Origin of the sequence: Nocardia sp. NPDC060255, from assembly GCF_042727395.1 — a bacterium.
GTDB lineage: Bacteria > Actinomycetota > Actinomycetes > Mycobacteriales > Mycobacteriaceae > Nocardia.
Map to the genome: position 1 here is coordinate 123,334 of NZ_JBHXAU010000003.1, position 17,590 is coordinate 140,923.

The following is a 17,590-nucleotide window of genomic DNA, read 5'->3' on the forward strand; positions in this document are numbered from 1 at the left end:
CCCAGCAGGTTCAGGCCTGCTGGGTCTCTTCCTGCGCGTGCTGCGCCTGCGCGACCTGCGCAGCCGTGTAGCGGATGGCGAGCGCGATCAGCAGGGTCAGCAGCACGCCGACGCCGCACAGGAACAGCGCCAGAGTGTAGCCACTGCTCAATGCGTCGAGCTGGGACGTGTTCATCGCGCTGGGCTTGATGGTGTCGCTGCCGCCGAGCGCCAGGCTTCGCGAGATCACGACCGGGCCGAGGAAACCCAGGGCCAAGGCCGGTCCGAACGCCAGCAACATCTGGCCGACCGCGCTCAGCGGGCCGATCTCGGTGGCCTCGACGCCCACGATCAGGCACAGCGGCACGATGACCAGCACAATGCCGACGCCGGTGCCGATCACCAGGAACAACACGAGCAGCGTGGGCAGGTTCGCGGTGCGGTCCAGGGTCGAGCTGAACAGCAGGGCGGCGGCGGCCAGGCCCGCGCCGGCACCGATCAGGATCCGTGGCGCGACCCGCATGACCAGTTTGGAGGTCAGCGCACCGCCGATGCCCATGCCGATGGTGAACGGAATGAAGATCAGACCGGCCTGTAAAGCGGTGTAGCCCAGCACATTCTGCACATACTGCGCGCCGAAGACCGAGATGCCGCCCATCACCCCGCTGGCCAGCAGCACCGCGACGAAGGTCGCCACCCGATCCTGACTGCTGAACAGCGACCAGGGCAGCAGCGGATTGTCCACGTTGCGCTCGGTCAGGACGAAGGTGATCAGCAGGACGCCGCCGGTCACCAGCGAACCGATGATCGCGGGGTGCCCCCAACCCAGTACGGGCCCCTCCATGCCGCCGAACACCAGGGTGGCGACGCCGATGGTGGCCAGCACGGCGCCGCGCACGTCGAGGGAGAGGCGATGATGTTCGGTATCGCGCAGGCAGCGCAGCGCGCCGACGAAAACCAGCAGGCCGATCGGCACGTTGATCAGGAAGATGCCGCGCCACCAGACATCGGCCAGCGCACCGCCGACCACCAGGCCGCCGACCGATCCGACACCGACCATCGCACCGAAGATCGCGATGGCCTGATTGCGCGCCTTGCCCGGCGCGAAGGTCGTCGCGACCAAGGCCAGGGCTGTAGGTGAGGCGAACGCCGCACCGACGCCCTGCACGGCCCGCATACCGATCAGCATCCCGCCGTTGATCGCCAGACCGCACAGCAGCGAGGACAAGGTGAACAGGCCGACCCCGAGCAAGAACATCTTCTTCCGCCCGAACGCGTCACCGACCCGCCCGCCGAGCAGCATGAGCCCGGCGTAGGTGAGCGCGTAGGACGTGATCACCCAGTTCGCGTTGGACGCGGACATCCCGAAATCCGCCTGCAACCGCGGGACCACCAGAATCATGACCGTGCCGTCCAGCACGCTCATCAGCTGCATCCCGCTGAGCACGAGAATCGCGAGCCCGAAAGCCCGGTCTGTCACTGGATACTGCATCCGCGCAGCGGGATTCTGGAGCACAGTGAGCCACTGTACTGACCCGCTCACGCGCCGCGATACCGGCAGCCTGCCAGCCTCACCCCGCCGCCGCACGTCTTCTGACACACGCACGCGTGTCAGCGCGGCAAGTCCGAGTGCGGGGAATCAATACCCGTGCGGCGCTGCCTTCAGCACTCCGTTTCGCTGTCCGCCGAGAATCCTGCGGTGGCTCCGGTGGCGGGACATAGCTGCACGACTTCTGACATACGCACGCGTGTTAGGGCGGCGAGTCGGGGTGCGGGGAATCAGAAGGCGTGCGGCTGCGGGCTCCGCGCCTGTTCAGCTGTCCGCTGAGAATCCTGCAGTGGGGCCGATGACCACGATGGCGGGTGGGCGGATGCCTTCGTCGCGGACGCGGGCGGCGACGGTGCCGAGGTCGGCGCGCACGACGCGTTGGGTGCGCATGGTGCCTTCTTGGATGACCGTGGCGGGTGTGGTTGGGGCGCGGCCGTTGTCGATGAGGACGGTGGCGAATTGTTCTATGCGTTCGACGGCCATCATCAGGACGATGGTGCCGCGGAGGCGGGCGAGGGCGGGCCAGTCGACCAGGGAGTCGGGGTGGTCGGGGGCGACGTGGCCGCTGACCACCACGAATTCGTGGGTGACGCCGCGGTGGGTGACCGGGATGCCCGCGGCGGCGGGGACCGAGATCGGGCTGGTGATGCCGGGGACGACGGTGACCGGGATGCCCGCGTCGACGCAGGCCTCGAGTTCTTCGAAGCCGCGGCCGAATACGTACGGGTCGCCGCCCTTGAGCCGCACCACGAACTTGCCTGCCTTGGCGCCCTCGATGAGCGCGGCATTGATCGCGTCCTGGGCCATCGCGCGCCCGTAGGGGATCTTGGCCGCGTCGATCACCTCGACGTCGGGGCCGAGTTCGGCCAGCAGTTCCGGCGGGGCGAGGCGGTCGGCGACCACCAGATTCGCGCGGCCGAGCAGGCGGCGACCACGCACCGTGATCAGGTCCGGGTCGCCGGGCCCGCCGCCGACCAGTGCCACGCCCGGCGTGATCGGGGTCGAATCATCGGTCACCACACCGGATTGCAGCGCCTCCAGCAGCGCGTTGCGCACCGCGGCCGAGCGCCGGTGCTGACCGCCGGCCAGCACGCCGAGGGTCATGCCGTCGTAGCGGGCGGTCGCCGGGGTGACCGCGGTACCGAGGCGCGCGTTGTCGGCGCGCACGCAGAAGATCCGGCGGCGAGTGGCCTCCTCGACGACGGCCGCGTTGGTCTCCGGTTCGTCGGTGCAGGCGATCGCGTACCAAGCGCCGTCCAGGTCACCGTCCGCGTAAGCCCGCAGCGTGACTGTGATCTGCCCGGAGGTCGCCATGCCCTCGACCGCAGGCGTGACCTCGCGGCTCACCACGTGCACCTCCGCGCCGGAGGCGATCAGCAATCCGAGCCTGCGCTGCGCCACCGTGCCGCCGCCGACCACTACGACCCGGCGACCATCGAGATCGAGCCCGACCAGGTAGTTCGGGTCGCCCTCATGCGGCGCGACGGTATCGGATACCGCCTGGTCGGCGGTGTGGTCTGACGTGTTCGGCACAGTTTTCGAGCCTACGGCCTTGGTTCGGCGCGACGGCAATCGACTCGGTTACCGCTGGTCCGAGGTCCGGGACGGGCCCGGCGACGGCACTCGACCAGCGGGAAACGGTCGTGCGTCGACCACCGGCCGAGACGGTGGCGAACGTTCCTATACTCGGGCGGATGAACCGCTGGAGCCGGACAGTGCAGATGGTCGTCGCCTCGATAGCGCTGGCCTTCGTGCCCGCCACAGCCGGTGTGGCACACGCTGATCCGGCACCGTATGTGCCGACGCAGGGTGTCGAGTCGAAGTACTTCCAGCCGGGTCCCGCGGCGGTGACCGAGCAGCTCGGCTTCGGGTGCTGCGACTCCACCGGGGCGAAGTTCGATGTCTGGTATCCGACCGATCTGGGAGCCGGTCGGCATCCGATTGTGCTGTGGGGTGACGGGACCAGTGCGGTGCCGGGCCAATACGCCTATCTGCTGCGGCATTTGGCGTCCTGGGGCTTTGTCGTGATCGGCACCGAGAACCAGAACACCGGGTCCGGAGCCGACATTCGGAAGTCCCTGGACTACCTGCTGGCGCAGGGCGACGATCCGGCGAGCGTGTTCTACGGGAAGTTGGACAAGGCGGCGGTCGGCGCGATGGGACATTCGCAAGGCGCTTCCGGGGTGCTGAACGCGCTGCGCGATTCGGGCGGGGCGATCAAAACCGCGGTGCCGCTGGAGCTTCCGGCGCAGCACTTCTGCTCCACCTCGGCCTCCTGCGCCGATACTCGTTCGCTGACAACGGGTTCGGTGTTCCTGGTGAACGGGTCGTCCGATGGTCTCATCTCGCCGTCGCAGCAACTGCTGCCCTGGCAGGCGGAGGGCTTGCAGTCGAATCAGGGCTACTACGAGGCGACTCCGGCGAATCTCCCGAAGGTCTGGGGCACGCTCAACGGCCCGAATCACAACGACGTGCAGGGGCAGCCGGACTGCGCGTCCGCGTCGATTCCGTGCACGACCGGGGTGTACGGCTATCTCGGTTATCCGACGGCGTGGTTGATGGCGCAGCTGCAAGGCGATGCCACCGCGCGCGACGCCTTCCGTACCGGCGGTGAGTTCTTCACGCCGTCACCGAATTGGAGCAACCAGGTCAGCGCCATCGGCTGAGCCGCGCCGGGCGGGCGAACTGTCCACTTCCCGGCGCCGAAGGGCGTACGGTTCGTCCGTTGCCGACCGGCCCAGCACCGACCAGTGTTCATGTATGGCTTTAACCGATGACACGCCGTTGGCGTCCGAATACGCCGACCGCGTCATCGCGGTCGAACCGGGCGGCAATGAGCACATCCCCGACGACGCCCGGCACGGCGGCCCGCGCCAGCTGTTCTGGACCTGGATGTCGCCGAACCTGGAATTCGCCACCATTTTCATCGGCGTGCTGTCGGTCACCGCGTTCGGCATGAACTTCTGGCAGGCGACGCTCGGTCTCGCGGTCGGCGTCGGGCTCGGCGCGGCAGCGCATTACGTGCTGTCCGCGCGTGGGCCCGCGCATGGTGTACCGCAAATGGTGTTGGGGCGCTTGGCATTCGGCTATCGAGGCAACGCGCTGCCCGCGGCGTTCATGTCGATCATGTGCGGGGTCGGCTGGTTCGCCACCAACAGCGTGAGCGGCGCGTTCGCGTTGAGCACGCTGACAGGCATGCCGAAGCTCACCGCGCTGATCCTGATCGTATTGGTGCAGACCGGTTTTGCCGCGTTCGGGCACAACCTGGTGCATGCGTTCGAGCGGTTCGTGTTCCCGGTGCTCGCGGTCGTGTTCCTGGTGGTGACCGTGGTGATCTTCAGCAAGGCGGACCTCGGTGCCGCCGCGCCGTCGGGTGGCGTCGGCGGGATCGGCGGATTCCTGCTGACGGTCGGCACCGCGTTCGGCTATGCGGGCGGCTGGAATCCGTACGCGGCGGACTACTCCCGCTACCTGCCCAAGACCGTGTCGCGGGTCGCCACCGGCGGCTATGCCGGGGCCGGGCTGTTCGTCTCGTGCCTGTGGTTGTCCGCGTTGGGCGCGGCCTCGGCCACCATCGTCGGCTCGGTGCAGGGCAGTCCGACGGATGTGTTCACCGCGAATCTGCCTGGCGTACTGGCGAACCTGACTCTGCTCGCCATCGCGCTCGGTGCCGTCGCGGCCAACGCGTTGAACGTGTATTCGGGTGCGATGGCATTCGTGACGATTGGTATCAAGCTGCCGATCCGCATGCAACGGGCCGTCGTCTCGATCTGCTTCGGCGCCATCGGTTTTCTCGTCGCCTGGTGGGCACTACCCGACGCCGCCGCCAGCTATGAGGCGTTCCTGCTGATCGTCGCGTACTGGATCGGCCCGTGGCTCGGCGTGATGTTCGTCGACCAGTATCTGCGCCGCGGCCGCAAGATCGACGACCTGCTCTACAACCGCGCCTACACCAATTGGCCAGGCGTGGCGGCCTTCCTACTCGGCTTGACGATCTCGGTCCTGCTGTTCTCCAACCAGGCCAAGTTCACCGGCTACATCGTCCGCGAACTCCCCGACCTGGGCGACATCACCTTCTTCGTCGGCTTCGTCCTCGCCGCCGCGGCCTACCTCGCACTCGCCCGCCGCCGCGTCACCTCCTCCTGAACGCCAACACCAACAGCCGCACTCTTCCTCAGGACCCGCACTACTCGGCCAGCTGAGGGTGCCAATCCCTCACGACTTGCTGTTCCATCGGGCAGGGGCCGCAGCAAGCAACTGCCGCACCCGCTCTCGGGATCTGCACCCGCTGCGGACGCCCCCAATCGGTGCAGATCCCGAGAGCCGGTGCGGGATCTCACCGCGGTAGGTCCGGCGGACCACAGCTGGCGACTGCGGTGTCAGGCGGTGGTGGTGAGGCGGTGGGCGCACAAAGCCAGCAGGAGGGTGCCGGTGAGGGCGGGGTTGGCGGGGTCGTAGCCCAGGAGGTCGCGGATGCGGTCCAGGCGCTGATAAAGGGATTGGCGGCCGATGTGCAGGGCGGTGGCGCAGCGGGTGGGGCTGGCGCCGTGGCGTAGGTAGACCTCGAGGGTGCGGGTCAGGTTGCTGTGATGGGTTGTGTCCCAGGCGATCAGCGGGGCGATGGTGGTGGCGATCAGGCGGTTTCGTTCGGCTGGCGCCAGGGATTCGACGACGAGTTCGGTGGCCAGTTCGCGGCAGGTGGAGATGGGGCTGCCCGCCAGCCAGTCGCGGCGGTGCCGGGTGGCAAGGCGTAGTGCTGACCTGGTGGCGTCCAGTGATCCGGTGAGCGCGGCGGAGGTGAACTCGCAGGGATCGCCGACCACGAGGGTTACGCCTTCGACGGTGTTGGTGGCGAAGGCGTTTCGTAGCAGCCGGACAGTCTCGCCGACCGGGTCCGCGGTCGCCTCGTCCAGTGCGAGCACCCCGTAGGTCGTGGCGTGCACCTCGGCGACCAGGCCGGGTCTGCCGAGTTCCTTTGCCGCGGTGTCGATCAGGCGGGTCGCGATGCGGGCGTCGGGTGCGTCGACCGCGACCGGCACCAGGGTGCGCCGCACCAGCGCGGGCACACCGGCACCAGCGGCCCTTACCTTCAGATCGGCCTGCCGAATCGGCTTGCCGTCCAGCAGATCCGCGAGCAATGTCGTCGCCGCGAGCTGCGGACGACCGGTCGGTGCGCCCGAGTTGGCCAGCGCGAGGCCGAGACTCGGCGCGGATTGATCGAGGACGGTGGCGAGGGTAGCGCCATCCAGTGACGAGCCGGGCCCCGCTGTGAGCGTTCCCCAGGTGTTCTCCCTGGCCCGGATCGATGCCGACGCAGCCGCGGATTCGACTGCCGCCCAAGCTGATCGATCATCGTCGACGCCGTGCGCGGCGATCAACGCCCCGTTGCCACTCGTCACGATCAACGCGCAACCGGTCACCTCGCCGATCCGGGCGAGCAGCTGCGCAAGCCCATTGCCCGCCGCCAGCTCCCCGGTGAGATCGCGCGCCAACTCGTTGAGCAGCCGCAACGAACGCACCTCCCGTGACACGATCTCGGTGTTCGCGGCCCGGCACAGATCGATGAATGGCACCACGCTGCGCAGCGCGATCAATGGCAACCCATCCCGCGACGCCTCCGCCACCATGTCCGGCGGGATGGCGTCGAAGGTGCGGCCGAGCTCGAAGGCCACCCCGGCGACCTCGCGACCGGCGATTTCCCGCAGGTAGTGCCGCCGCGTCCCCGCGTCCATCCCGGCCAGCCCGAGCCCGGTGGTGAGCAGCAGTTCACCACCGGACAGCAGCGGGCTGATCTCGTAGATCTCGCTCGAATGCACCCAGCGCACCGCCCGCCGCAGCGCGCTGTGACCTGCCAAGACGAGCGGATCGGCCGCGACGAACTGATCGTCGAGCAATTCGCGCACGGTAGGCAACATACGGTCATCCTGTCATCCACGGCCCAGGACCGTGCGGACGATATGTACGTTGCGGTGAGAGTGGTTCCCTTGGAGGCTTGAGCGATGACGCAGTCGATACCGGCACGAGAACTGCTCGAGGTGGCGTACGACGAGGCTCAGCTCGGGCTCGCCGAGGGCGGCATCCCGATCGGCGCGGCACTGTTCGCCGCCGACGGCACGCTACTCGGCCGCGGCCACAATCGGCGCGTGCAGTCCGGCGATCCCAGCATCCACGCCGAAACCGACGCCTTCCGCGCCGCGGGCCGCCGCCGCGACTACGGGCCGACGATCATGGTGACCACCCTGTCGCCGTGCTGGTACTGCAGCGGCCTGGTCCGCCAGTTCGGCATCGGCTCGGTCATCGTCGGCGAATCCCAGACCTTCTACGGCGGCCACGACTGGCTGGCCGAGCACGGCGTCGCGGTGACCGTGTTGGAGGACGATCGTTGCGTCGAGATGATGACCAAGTTCATCACCGAGCAACCCGCACTCTGGAATGAAGACATCGGGGTCGCAGACGAAGTGAACACCTCCAGCAGAGAGTGAGTCGACATGAACGCGATCGCTTCGATCGATCTGGCCAAGTGGCGTGCCGGTGGCGCCGGGGCCGCTGAGGTCGAGCGCGAGGTGGACGAGGGGTTGCGTCGCGCCGGGTTTCTACTCGTCCATGGCCACGGTGTGCCGGAAGGACTGGCCGGTCAGGTGCGCGCGGCGGCGCGGCGGTTCTTCGCACTACCCGACTCGGTGAAGGAGAAGTACGCCGTCACGGTCGGGGGCCGCGGGTGGATCGGCCCGGGCAAGGAGGCCAACGGCTACGCGGAGGGCACCGAGACGCCGCCCGATCTGAAGGAGACCTTCGCCGTCGGCGCGGACACCGCGACCGGTGATCGACAGATCGACGACGCCTGGTTCCTGCCCAATGTCTGGCCGGACGAGGTGATCGAGCTACGCGAACTGGCGATCGCCTACACCGACGCCGTACACACCCTGTCCGACGAACTACTCGCCCTGTTCGCGGCCGCACTTCACCTACCCACCAACCCATTTCAGGATTTGGCCGCCCGCCCCACCTGGACCTGCAACATCAACCACTACCCACCGCTGACCGCCGTCGGCACTCCGGAGCCCGGCCAGTTCCGCATTGGCCCACACACCGATTTCGGCACCGTCACCGTGCTCGACCGCGAGCCCGGCGCGGGCGGACTACAGATATTCACCGAGGCCGAGGGCTGGGCCGACGCCCCGTACGACCCCACCGCCCTGACGGTGAATATCGGTGACCTGCTTGCCTATTGGAGCGGCGAGCGCTGGCCGTCCGGCCGGCACCGGGTGCTCCCACCGCAAGCGGAAGCGCCAGAGGAAGACTTGGTCTCGCTGATCTACTTCTACGAACTCGACCACGACGCCGTCGTCACCCCCCTCGAACCACCGATCGGACAGGTGAGCGGCCTACCCCCGGTCATCTCCGCCGACTTCCTCCGCACCCGCCTCGACGCCATCACCATCGGCTGACCACAGCCGCACCCTGCCGATTTCCCGCACCTGTAATCGCATGCGATTCAGGTGCGCCGCATCAAAACCGCGACAATCCGCACCCCTACCTGGCCTGTCCCAGCTGCGGAACGGTTACCTGATGAATATCTGTGGACCTGCACGCCCTATCCCCGACATCTCAGCCGAGTATCGACCGAGATCATCGCCGTGATCCGCCGCTGGACCGCCGTAGGCGGCAACATATGCGCACCCACGAGTTGTGCGACTTCCACGCTGTCGCGTCGGTACTCGCTCACCCCGAACCGATTGCCCGGAAATTCTATTCAGCTATAACCGCAGTTCGCGACGCTGCGGGACCGGCGTTTAGTCTGTTATGTCTTATTCGACGTGGATACATAGTCGAAGCCACATTTCTGCCAGTAGTAGCGATCCGCGCTTTAGCAAGCCCGAAGATATAGGGGGCCAATTGGCTCGACCCAAGAGCTCGCCCAGCAAAACGACCGCATGATAAGCTTCCATACAGTACCAGCTGGTCTCGAATTCCGAATAGTCGGCTGAGTGTTTTGAATTACCGAGGGGGACTCTTGGGCAATTTCGAGTAACTCGCTTGCGGAAAACTCAATCCTATTCCAGAAAAGCTTGAGGATGCTATGGGGGAAAGTAAGGCTACCGCTCCTATTGACCGCTCTGTTTCAGTTCCGGAGTCGACCGTGCACGTGACTCGGGTCGGGCTCCGGATACGAAGTCCTCTCTCGTACAGCACCTGGGAACATGCCGGAATTCGCCTGGCCGACGCACACAATTCGTCGGCATGGTGTCTCGGGGACTGGCTCGTATACGGCGAAGACAGGTTCGAGGGCAGATATCGAAAAGCCATCAACGAGGTCAAGCTGGATTATCAGACGCTGCGCAATTATGCGTGGGTCGTCCGGCGGTTCCCGCTGGAGCGCAGGAAGCCGAACCTCAGCTTCCAGCACCATGCGGAGGTCGCCGCGTTGCCCCCGGAGAAACAGGAATTCTGGCTCGAGCGAGCCGAGCGCTTCGGCTGGTCGAGGAATCAACTGCGCGGTTATCTCCGTGGCGGAGAAGGTAAAGGGCCCCTCCCGTCTCCTGCCAAGGTGCTCGGCGGGATCTCCGTCAGTAAGGAACAGCTGTCCCGCTGGATGGACGCGGCCGAGCGGGAGACGCGCCCCCTGGCGGATTGGGTGCTGGCACACCTGGACGGTGCCGCGGCAGAAGTTCTCGACTACTGAGCCGGTGTCTCGCCGGCGGGACACCGGCGAGTCCGATTTGATAACGTCACCCTGAGCAGTATTTCAGCATGAATTCAGGAGGTTTCCTCCGTGCAATCTCAGCGCGCCGCCCTAACGCCTCAAATGGTCGAGTACACCGAGAAGTTGTACGAGAACGGCGATGTTCGATGGCTCCCTTATCTGATGTATTTCCATCCTGCGGACCATCGATCTGATATCGCGAATACGGACCGTTACGGATTTCGTTACTCCCACGGTGCCGGTACGCGGTCCGCGCCGGGCGCGGGCGTGCCGAGCGGGCCAGTGCGATTGGTAGTCGGCAGCTCTGTAGTTTTCGGTGTCGGTGCGACCGGCGACGAAGCGACCCTGCCCTCACGGCTGTGGTCGCGGCACGCCCCTTCTCGGCCGTGGCTGAATTTCGGTGGGCGAAGCCATAATTCTGCGCAGGAACTATTGCTGTTCCTGCTCTACCGCCACCTGATACCGGAGGTCGAGGAGATCATCGTCTTCTCCGGCTTCAACAACCTCGGGTTGGCCAGGCTGCCGGAGGCGAAGCGGGGTGACCACGGCGCGTTCTACCTGTGCAATTCGTACTTCGCGAAAACCGAGGAATTGCGCAAGCGCCCCCGTCCGGAACTGATCGAGCCGGACGGCGACGCTGCGCCCTCGGCCGCCGACCAGATCGCTGTCGCCGCCGAATTGACCGTTCGGCACCTCGACGCCTGGCGGGTGCTCGCCGCTGGGCTGGGAGCGCGATTATCGTTCGTCCTGCAACCGCTGGCGCCCTGGGTGCGTGAGCGCCCGGCGCATCAGGAGCAGCTGCTGTTCGACGAGCTGGACGCCAAATTCGATTTCGGCTCCACCTTCGGGGACGTCACGCCGCGGGACGTGGGCCGATCGTACGCGGACACGCTTCGAGCCGGCTGCGAGAAGATATCCGTTCCGTTTCTCGATATGAACACCGTGCTCGGTGAGTCCGTGGCCTCCGACGAATGGTTGTTCGTGGACCGAGCGCATTTCACCGACAACGGATATGACATCGTTGCCGCTTTGCTGGCCGATCGGCTCGGTCTCCGCTGATCCGCGGAGGAGAAAGGTTGTTCCCCGTGACATGGTTGAAGCAGTTCATCGACAAAGTGTTTCGGCGTAAGCCTAAGCCGCCGCGTGACAACTCCGTCTACCCGATGTTCTGACGGGGAGGCACGGTGCCCCATCATGATGCCCGATCGGCGTATCGACAGTTCCTGGATCCGGAGTGCGTGCTTCCCGGGAGCGCGTTGACAGCCGAGATTCGTGCCGAGATCCGGCGTTCGGCCGGGGACGAGCCGGGCCGATTGACGGAGTGCGAACGGCAGGCAGCGCAATGGTCGGCGGCCGAGGCCGCCCGCTTTGTGGCGTTGACGCGGGCGGCCACCGCGGCGGAGGCCGACGTCCTGGTGCGCAGAGCGGTGCTCGGGTGCGCGCCGTTGGGTCTGGTGTCCGGGGCGTGGCTGCAGTGGTTCAGTGCACCCGGCAATGCCGACGATCCGGCTGTAATGCGCGTATTGGCCGTGTATGCCGCCGATGTCGGCGTCGGACGACCACGCGCCTCGCGGGGCAGCGCGTACTTGGCGTTGCTGGATCGACTGCGTTTGGCCGGGCGCGCGGCGCCGACCACCATGATCGCGCTCGAGCAGCGGATCGCCGACCAGGCGTTCGCCCTGCCGGCTGTGCTGCTCGCGATGAGCCGTCGTCCCGATGAGTTCCGCCCGGAGATCCTCGGCGCCGATCTGTGTCTACGGGTGGTGGGGCTGCTGCCCGCGCTTGCCCCGGTCGCCGAGGTCATGCCGTCGGCGGTGGACTGGCATTCGATCGACTTCGGTGCGGCCCGGGTTACGGGAGAGGCCGCCGCAGTAGACGTGTGCCGAGCGGCGGTGGCCGCCTTCTTGGTCGCCCAGCCCTCGGATGTCGCACAACGACTGATCGCAGGGTTTCGGTGGGCGCTGGCGACATTGCGAGCTTCGCATGCGGAGCTCTACGCGGAAGTGGCGGCCGCCCGCGATCCGGCCTTCGAGATGGCCGAGCTGTTGCGGCTGCGGGGCAGCCAAGGCGCGATATATCACGGGAAGTATCGGATCGCCGGAAAGACGTTGGCCCACTGGCTGACCGAATGCCGATCAGACCCGTGGCCGCTGTTGGACGCCCTGGCCGGGAGCCCTGTGGTCCGGCCGGGGCGCTCATCGGCGAGCCCCTTGGTCACGGGATTGGTCAGCGAGCACGGCCCGATGTTCCGGATCTTCGACCCCGCCGATCTCGCCGTGATCAGGCGCTGGATCGACTCGCTACCGGCCAGGTCGCCGACGAGCCAGACCCCGGCACTGCCGGCGAGCCCCTCGCCGTTCCATCCATCCCTCGCAGAGTCCGCCCCCGCAGCCGACAGTGCTCCTGCGGACCTGCGGGAGGCATACCACCGGCTGCAGGTGCGCGAACATACCCCTGCAGCACGGCGCTACGCCCTGACTTACGCACGGGGCTGGCTCGGCCGTGCGCGATACGGCATAGACCGGGACGACACGCCCCTGCCTGCCACGTGTCCTGCGGCCGGGCTGCGCCCCTGGCTGGCGGAGCAGCACGACCGCCACGCGAAGGAGTTCGAGGACAATGCAGGCGGCGACGTGCAGACCCGCCGGGAGTTGATCGATTCCACGGTGCAGTTGGCCCCGCTGACGCTGATCGACGGGACGTGGTTGCAGGGGTTCACCGACTACCGGCAAGCCTGCTCGGAAATCGGGTTCTCGCTGTTCGACACCTACTGGGACGAACTGGGCAATGGCGAGGCCGGGCTGAATCATCCCCTGATCTATCGCGAACTGCTCCTGGAGATGGGGGTGACGCTGCCGCCGACGGCCTCCCTGGAATTCGCCAGGTGGCCGGGATTCCGGGAGCAGTCCTTCGCGTTGCCGGTGTACTGGTTGTGCATCGGCCGCTTTCCGCGCACCTTCCTGCCTGAGGTGTTAGGCCTGAATCTCGCGATGGAGCTGTCGGGGGTCGGTGGCAGCTATCGCAGGGCTCATATCTCGCTGGCGGCCAACGGTTTCAGCACGAAATTCGTGGACGTCCACAACACGATCGACAATGTGGCTACCGGACACGCCGCCTGGGCGGCGGACGCGATCGGCGCATACCTGGCCTCGGCTACCGGCTCGCCGGGCTCCCCGGACCGACAGCTGGTATGGGACCGGATCCGCGCCGGCTATCGGTCGCTGAACCCACCGAGCGGCTGGCGGGCACGGCTCGCCGGTCGCAGGGAAACGCGTCGCAGCACGGCAACCTCGGAAAGGGCGCAGTGATGTCCGAAGTTATTCTCGGGGTGTCGGCGTTCTATCACGACAGCGCGGCAGCCCTCGTCCAGGACGGCCGATTGGTTGCCGCCGCGCAGCAGGAGCGGTTCAGCCGAATCCGGCATGATCCGGCCTTCCCGATCGACGCGGCGCGATACTGCCTGCGGGAGGCAGGGCTTTCGCCGGGTGACGTGGCGCGGGTCGCCTTCTACGAGGATTCGGCGCTGAAGTTTCGGCGCGTGCTGGCGAACTATCTGGGCGCGGCACCGACCGGCTTCGCCTCCTTCCGCGACACCCTGCCGCAATGGCTGTCCTGGAAGGCAACGATGGAGCGGACGGTACGCAACGAGCTCGCGGGGTTGGGGCAGGGCGAAGTGCCGCCCGTCGTTTCCCGTAGGCATCACGAATCCCATGCGGCCTCCGCGTTCTACCCCAGCCCGTACTCCAGCGCGGCCGTGCTCTGCGTCGACGGGGTGGGCGAATGGGCGACCACCACGATCTGGCACGGTCGGGGCACCACGCTGCGGCAACTGTGCGAGCTGCGGTACCCGCACTCGCTCGGCCTGCTGTACTCGGCCTTCACGTATTTCTGTGGCTTCAAAGTGGATTCGGGCGAGTACAAGCTGATGGGGCTCGCCCCATACGGGACGCCGAAGTATGCGCGGCTGATCCGCGAGCGGCTCATCGATGTGAAGCCGGACGGATCCTTCCGGCTGAACATGAAGTACTTCGCGTTCCCGCGCGGGCAGGTCATGACCGGTCGCGGATTCGAGCAGCTGTTCGGCGGGCCGCGACGGGAGCCGGAAGGCACGCTCACCGAACGGGAATTCGATCTGGCCGCCTCGGTGCAGCAGGTCACCGAGGACGTGCTGCGCCGACTGGTCGGCACCGCATTGCGACTGACCGGAGAGCGGAAGCTCTGCCTCGCCGGCGGTGTCGCGCTGAATTGCGTGGCGAACGGCAAAATACTCGGCGAGGGCCTGGTGGACGAGCTGTGGATTCAGCCTGCGGCTGGTGACGCGGGCGGCGCGGTCGGGGCGGCGCTCGCCCTGGCCATGGACCGGGGCGCTGGCCGGGCCCATGTGGCGCAAGGTACGGACGCGATGGCCGGCGCCTTGCTCGGGCCGAGTTTCCGCGATGAGCAGATCCGGTCCTATCTCGACAGTGTCGCAGCGGTGTACCGCCGACTGGATCAGGACGATCTGATCGAGAGGGTGGTCGGCGCGCTCGCCGTGGGCAAAGTCGTCGGATGGTTCCAGGGCAGAATGGAATTCGGACCTCGCGCGCTGGGCGCACGGTCGATTCTCGGTGATCCGCGCGATCCGGCGATGCAGTCCACGATGAACCTCAAGATCAAGTTCCGGGAGTCCTTCCGCCCGTTCGCTCCGTCGGTGCTTGCCGAGCGGGCGCCGGAATACTTCGGCCTGCGCGGCGAGAGTCCGTACATGCTGGTGGTGGCCGACGTGGCCGACAGCCAGCGGCGACAGGTCGATGGACAGGACCGGCAAACGGGACTGGACCTGTTGCGGGTGTGCCGGTCGAGCATCCCCGCCGTCACCCATGTCGACTACTCGGCAAGGGTGCAGACGGTCGCCGAGCACAGCAATCCCCGCTACCACCGGTTGCTGTCGGCATTCGAGAAGGCCACCGGTTGCCCGGTGCTGGTGAACACCTCGTTCAACGTTCGCGGGGAGCCGATCGTGCACTCCCCGCGGGATGCCTACACCTGCTTCATGCGTACCGGTATCGATATGTTGGCAATCGGTAATTTCCTGCTGGACAAGACAGACCAGCCGAAGTGGCAGGAGGCGGGCAGATGGCGCGACGCCATTCCCGCGGACTGAGCCCGAATTCGACCCCTGGAGTCATGATGCGCACACCGCTGCTCGCGCCGATCTACTTTCTTCTGGTCACGCCGCTGGGATTGCTCTTGCGCCTGATTCGCGATCCGCTGCACCGCCGATGGGACCGACAAGCCTTCAGCTATTGGCGGATGGTCTGATCCGATTGCCGGGCGGAGACCTCCGCATCGAGTAGTGCGCCGAAACTCTCCGGTGTCGGGGCATCGAACAGGGCGCGTGCCGGTATCCGAATCCCGAATTGCCTGCGCACTCGGGCGATGAGGCGCAACGCGTGCAAGGAATGCCCGCCGAGCTCGAAGAAATCGGCGGAACGACCGCAGGTCCGCACCCCGAGCACCTCGGCCCAGAGCGCGACCAGCCGAGCCTGCGTCGGGGTCTGCGGCTCGTTGTTCTCCTCTTCACCGGGCCTGCCCGACTCGCCGGGGAGGCCGACAAGTTCCGAACGGTCGACCTTGCCGCTTGCCAGTTTCGGCAGGCTCCGATGGTGCCGGTAGGCACTGGGCAGTGCGGCGGCGGGCAGCCGCTCGGCAAGGAATCTGCGCAGCTCACTCGGATCCACGGGGCCGTCGGCGCCGACGACGTGCGCGGTGAGGGTCACCGTGCCGTGGCGGCCGGTCATCGGTACCACCGCGGCCTGTCGTACCTGAGGATGGGTCTGCAGGGCCGTCTCCACCTCGCCGGGCTCCACCCGCACCCCGCGGATCTTCACCTGGCTATCGGCTCGGCCGATGAACTCGAATACCCCATCGGGCCGCATGCGCATCAAGTCGCCGGTGCGGTACAGGCGTGCACCGCGGTCCCGGCCGGTCGGATCGGGAACGAACGCGGCGGCCGTCGCGGCACCCATATTGCCGTACCCCCAGGCCAGGCATTCGCCGCCGACATAAAGCACGCCCGGTTGGCCGGGCGAGACCGGTCTGGCGGCGGCATCGAGCAGACAGGCGGTGACCCCCGAGAGGGGCTTGCCCACCGGGACGGACTCCCTCGCGAGGTCCTCGTCGCACAACTCCCAGGCCAGCACGTCTATGCAGGCCTCCGTGGGGCCGTACTGGTTGAAGATCCGCCCCGAGGTCGCCGCCCGCAGCCGCCGCGCGAGGTCGATGGACAGGGCTTCGCCGCCGCAGAAGACCAGACGCAGGCCACGCAGTGCGGCACCATCGGTGCCTGCCAGGAATTCGGCAAGCAGGGTCGGGATGAAATGGGCGGCCGTCACCTGCTGACGAACGATGAAGTCGGCCAGTGCCGTCGGCTCGGCTTCGATTCCTTCGGGCGCGATGACCACGGCCGCTCCGGTGCACAGCGGCGCGAGGACATCCCAGAAGGAGAAGTCATAGATCATCGAGCCCGCGTGCAGGATGGCGTCGCCCGGGCCGAGCGGATAGGTCGCTTGCGCCCAGGCGATGCGGTTGGCCAGTGCACCGTGGGGGACGTAGACCGGCCGGGGGCGGCCGGTAGAGCCGGAGGTGTGCAGCACATAAGCCAGATCCCGCGCGTTCGGCGTGGTGTGCTCGGCTGGTTCGCCTGCGGAGTCGACCAGATCGGCGAGTGGGGTCGCCGCCGGCACGACGGAAAGGGCGTCCCGGTCCGCCAGTGTCAGCTTCGGACGGAGCTCCGTGCGGGCGTCCCTGGCGCTCGAACCCGCCTGGCTCACGTCCAACGGAGCGGGGGCGCCGCCGGCGGCCATGACCCCGAGCACGGCGACGACCAGATCGGCCGAGCGGGTTGCGTAGAGCGCGACCAGGTCGCCCCGCCCGATTCCCCGGTGGCGCAAGGCGTTCGCCGCGCACCCCACCCGGCGCGCCAGTTCGGCATAGGTCAGCGCGCGTGTGTCGTCGCGAACCGCGACCTGATCGGCGAAGCGGACCGCAGCCGCGCGGAAACGGGCCGGGGTGGTGCTGTCCCGCCAGCGGGACAGCACCACCCCGGCATCGGCGAGCCTGTCGGTCATTTCGTGTTCGTCTCGGCCAGTCTCGTGCGGACGCTGAGTGGCGTGATATCTGTCCACACCTGGTCGATATAACTCAGGCATTCCTCCTTGCTCCCGGTCGTCCCGGCGGCGCGCCAGCCGAGTGGGATCTCCCGGTCACTCGGCCAGATCGAGTACTGCTCCTCATGATTGACGACGACGCGATAACGCTGAGCGGAAAGGGCGTCGGTCTCTTCGGAAGTCATTGCGTATGCCTCCACGAATTTCAAT

At 67.1% G+C, this 17,590-nt stretch carries 14 protein-coding genes; 9 read left to right on the plus strand and 5 right to left on the minus strand.

Annotated elements, in window-relative coordinates; all coding sequences use genetic code 11:
* Positions 1–10: 10 nt before the first annotated feature.
* Complete coding sequence (locus ACFWF1_RS08850; protein ID WP_379284860.1) at positions 11–1,471, minus strand: MFS transporter; 1,461 nt, start codon at positions 1,469–1,471, stop codon at positions 11–13.
* A gap of 321 nt (positions 1,472–1,792) precedes the next feature.
* The gene (gene cobA / locus ACFWF1_RS08855) at positions 1,793–2,983 is read right to left on the minus strand and encodes a uroporphyrinogen-III C-methyltransferase (RefSeq protein WP_379284861.1); all 1,191 of its coding nucleotides are present in this window, start codon (positions 2,981–2,983) and stop codon (positions 1,793–1,795) included.
* A 239-nt stretch (positions 2,984–3,222) separates the two neighbouring features.
* On the opposite strand from cobA, the gene ACFWF1_RS08860 reads away from it, so the two are divergent.
* Complete coding sequence (locus ACFWF1_RS08860) at positions 3,223–4,194, plus strand: hypothetical protein (RefSeq protein ID WP_379284603.1); 972 nt, start codon at positions 3,223–3,225, stop codon at positions 4,192–4,194.
* A gap of 94 nt (positions 4,195–4,288) precedes the next feature.
* Entirely contained in the window at positions 4,289–5,674 is a 1,386-nt protein-coding gene (locus ACFWF1_RS08865) for a purine-cytosine permease family protein (protein WP_379284604.1), read from the plus strand.
* A 233-nt stretch (positions 5,675–5,907) separates the two neighbouring features.
* Here the strand turns inward: ACFWF1_RS08865 and ACFWF1_RS08870 are convergent, their stop codons facing one another.
* Complete coding sequence (locus ACFWF1_RS08870) at positions 5,908–7,443, minus strand: PucR family transcriptional regulator (RefSeq protein ID WP_379284605.1); 1,536 nt, start codon at positions 7,441–7,443, stop codon at positions 5,908–5,910.
* A gap of 84 nt (positions 7,444–7,527) precedes the next feature.
* Here ACFWF1_RS08870 and ACFWF1_RS08875 point away from each other — a divergent pair, with 84 nt between their 5' ends.
* The 7 genes from ACFWF1_RS08875 (at position 7,528) to ACFWF1_RS08905 (ending at position 15,533) form a co-directional block, all read left to right on the plus strand.
* A complete protein-coding gene (locus ACFWF1_RS08875) occupies positions 7,528–8,010 on the plus strand; it encodes a nucleoside deaminase (RefSeq protein WP_379284606.1) in 483 nt (160 codons plus the stop codon).
* 6 nt (positions 8,011–8,016) lie between these two features.
* Entirely contained in the window at positions 8,017–8,976 is a 960-nt protein-coding gene (locus ACFWF1_RS08880) for an isopenicillin N synthase family dioxygenase (RefSeq protein ID WP_379284607.1), read from the plus strand.
* 692 nt (positions 8,977–9,668) lie between these two features.
* A complete protein-coding gene (locus ACFWF1_RS08885; RefSeq protein ID WP_379284608.1) occupies positions 9,669–10,211 on the plus strand; it encodes an LmbU family transcriptional regulator in 543 nt (180 codons plus the stop codon).
* Positions 10,212–10,514: 303 nt separating this feature from the next.
* Complete coding sequence (locus ACFWF1_RS08890; protein ID WP_379284609.1) at positions 10,515–11,291, plus strand: hypothetical protein; 777 nt, start codon at positions 10,515–10,517, stop codon at positions 11,289–11,291.
* Between the two features lie 197 nt (positions 11,292–11,488).
* Positions 11,489–13,540: an iron-containing redox enzyme family protein gene (locus tag ACFWF1_RS08895; RefSeq protein WP_379284610.1), complete on the plus strand. Its 2,052-nt coding sequence runs from the start codon at positions 11,489–11,491 to the stop codon at positions 13,538–13,540.
* Positions 13,540–15,375 carry a carbamoyltransferase gene (locus ACFWF1_RS08900; protein ID WP_379284611.1) on the plus strand — a complete coding sequence of 612 codons (1,836 nt, stop codon included), beginning with the start codon at positions 13,540–13,542 and terminating at the stop codon, positions 15,373–15,375. The genes ACFWF1_RS08895 and ACFWF1_RS08900 overlap by 1 nt, the downstream gene beginning before the upstream one ends.
* A gap of 26 nt (positions 15,376–15,401) precedes the next feature.
* Positions 15,402–15,533, plus strand: a complete 132-nt coding sequence (locus ACFWF1_RS08905) for a hypothetical protein (RefSeq protein ID WP_379284612.1) — start codon at positions 15,402–15,404, stop codon at positions 15,531–15,533.
* Here ACFWF1_RS08905 and ACFWF1_RS08910 read toward each other — a convergent pair.
* Both ACFWF1_RS08910 and ACFWF1_RS08915 read right to left on the minus strand, forming a co-directional pair.
* On the minus strand, positions 15,515–17,341 hold the full coding sequence (locus tag ACFWF1_RS08910; protein ID WP_379322165.1) for an amino acid adenylation domain-containing protein: 1,827 nt from the start codon (positions 17,339–17,341) through the stop codon (positions 15,515–15,517). The genes ACFWF1_RS08905 and ACFWF1_RS08910 overlap by 19 nt on opposite strands.
* Positions 17,338–17,565 (minus strand): MbtH family protein, encoded by a 228-nt coding sequence (locus ACFWF1_RS08915; RefSeq protein ID WP_379284613.1) that lies wholly within the window; start codon positions 17,563–17,565, stop codon positions 17,338–17,340. The genes ACFWF1_RS08910 and ACFWF1_RS08915 overlap by 4 nt, the downstream gene beginning before the upstream one ends.
* Positions 17,566–17,590: the final 25 nt, after the last annotated feature.

Coding starts and splice junctions, on each gene's coding strand:
- ACFWF1_RS08865 (WP_379284604.1), top strand. CDS start 4,289: ATGGCTTTAACCGATGACACGCCGTTGGCGTCCGAATACGCCGACCGC.
- ACFWF1_RS08850 (WP_379284860.1), bottom strand. CDS start 1,471: ATGCAGTATCCAGTGACAGACCGGGCTTTCGGGCTCGCGATTCTCGTG.
- ACFWF1_RS08875 (WP_379284606.1), top strand. CDS start 7,528: ATGACGCAGTCGATACCGGCACGAGAACTGCTCGAGGTGGCGTACGAC.
- ACFWF1_RS08910 (WP_379322165.1), bottom strand. CDS start 17,341: ATGACCGACAGGCTCGCCGATGCCGGGGTGGTGCTGTCCCGCTGGCGG.
- ACFWF1_RS08870 (WP_379284605.1), bottom strand. CDS start 7,443: ATGTTGCCTACCGTGCGCGAATTGCTCGACGATCAGTTCGTCGCGGCC.
- ACFWF1_RS08900 (WP_379284611.1), top strand. CDS start 13,540: ATGTCCGAAGTTATTCTCGGGGTGTCGGCGTTCTATCACGACAGCGCG.
- ACFWF1_RS08915 (WP_379284613.1), bottom strand. CDS start 17,565: ATGACTTCCGAAGAGACCGACGCCCTTTCCGCTCAGCGTTATCGCGTC.
- ACFWF1_RS08860 (WP_379284603.1), top strand. CDS start 3,223: ATGAACCGCTGGAGCCGGACAGTGCAGATGGTCGTCGCCTCGATAGCG.
- ACFWF1_RS08880 (WP_379284607.1), top strand. CDS start 8,017: ATGAACGCGATCGCTTCGATCGATCTGGCCAAGTGGCGTGCCGGTGGC.
- ACFWF1_RS08905 (WP_379284612.1), top strand. CDS start 15,402: ATGCGCACACCGCTGCTCGCGCCGATCTACTTTCTTCTGGTCACGCCG.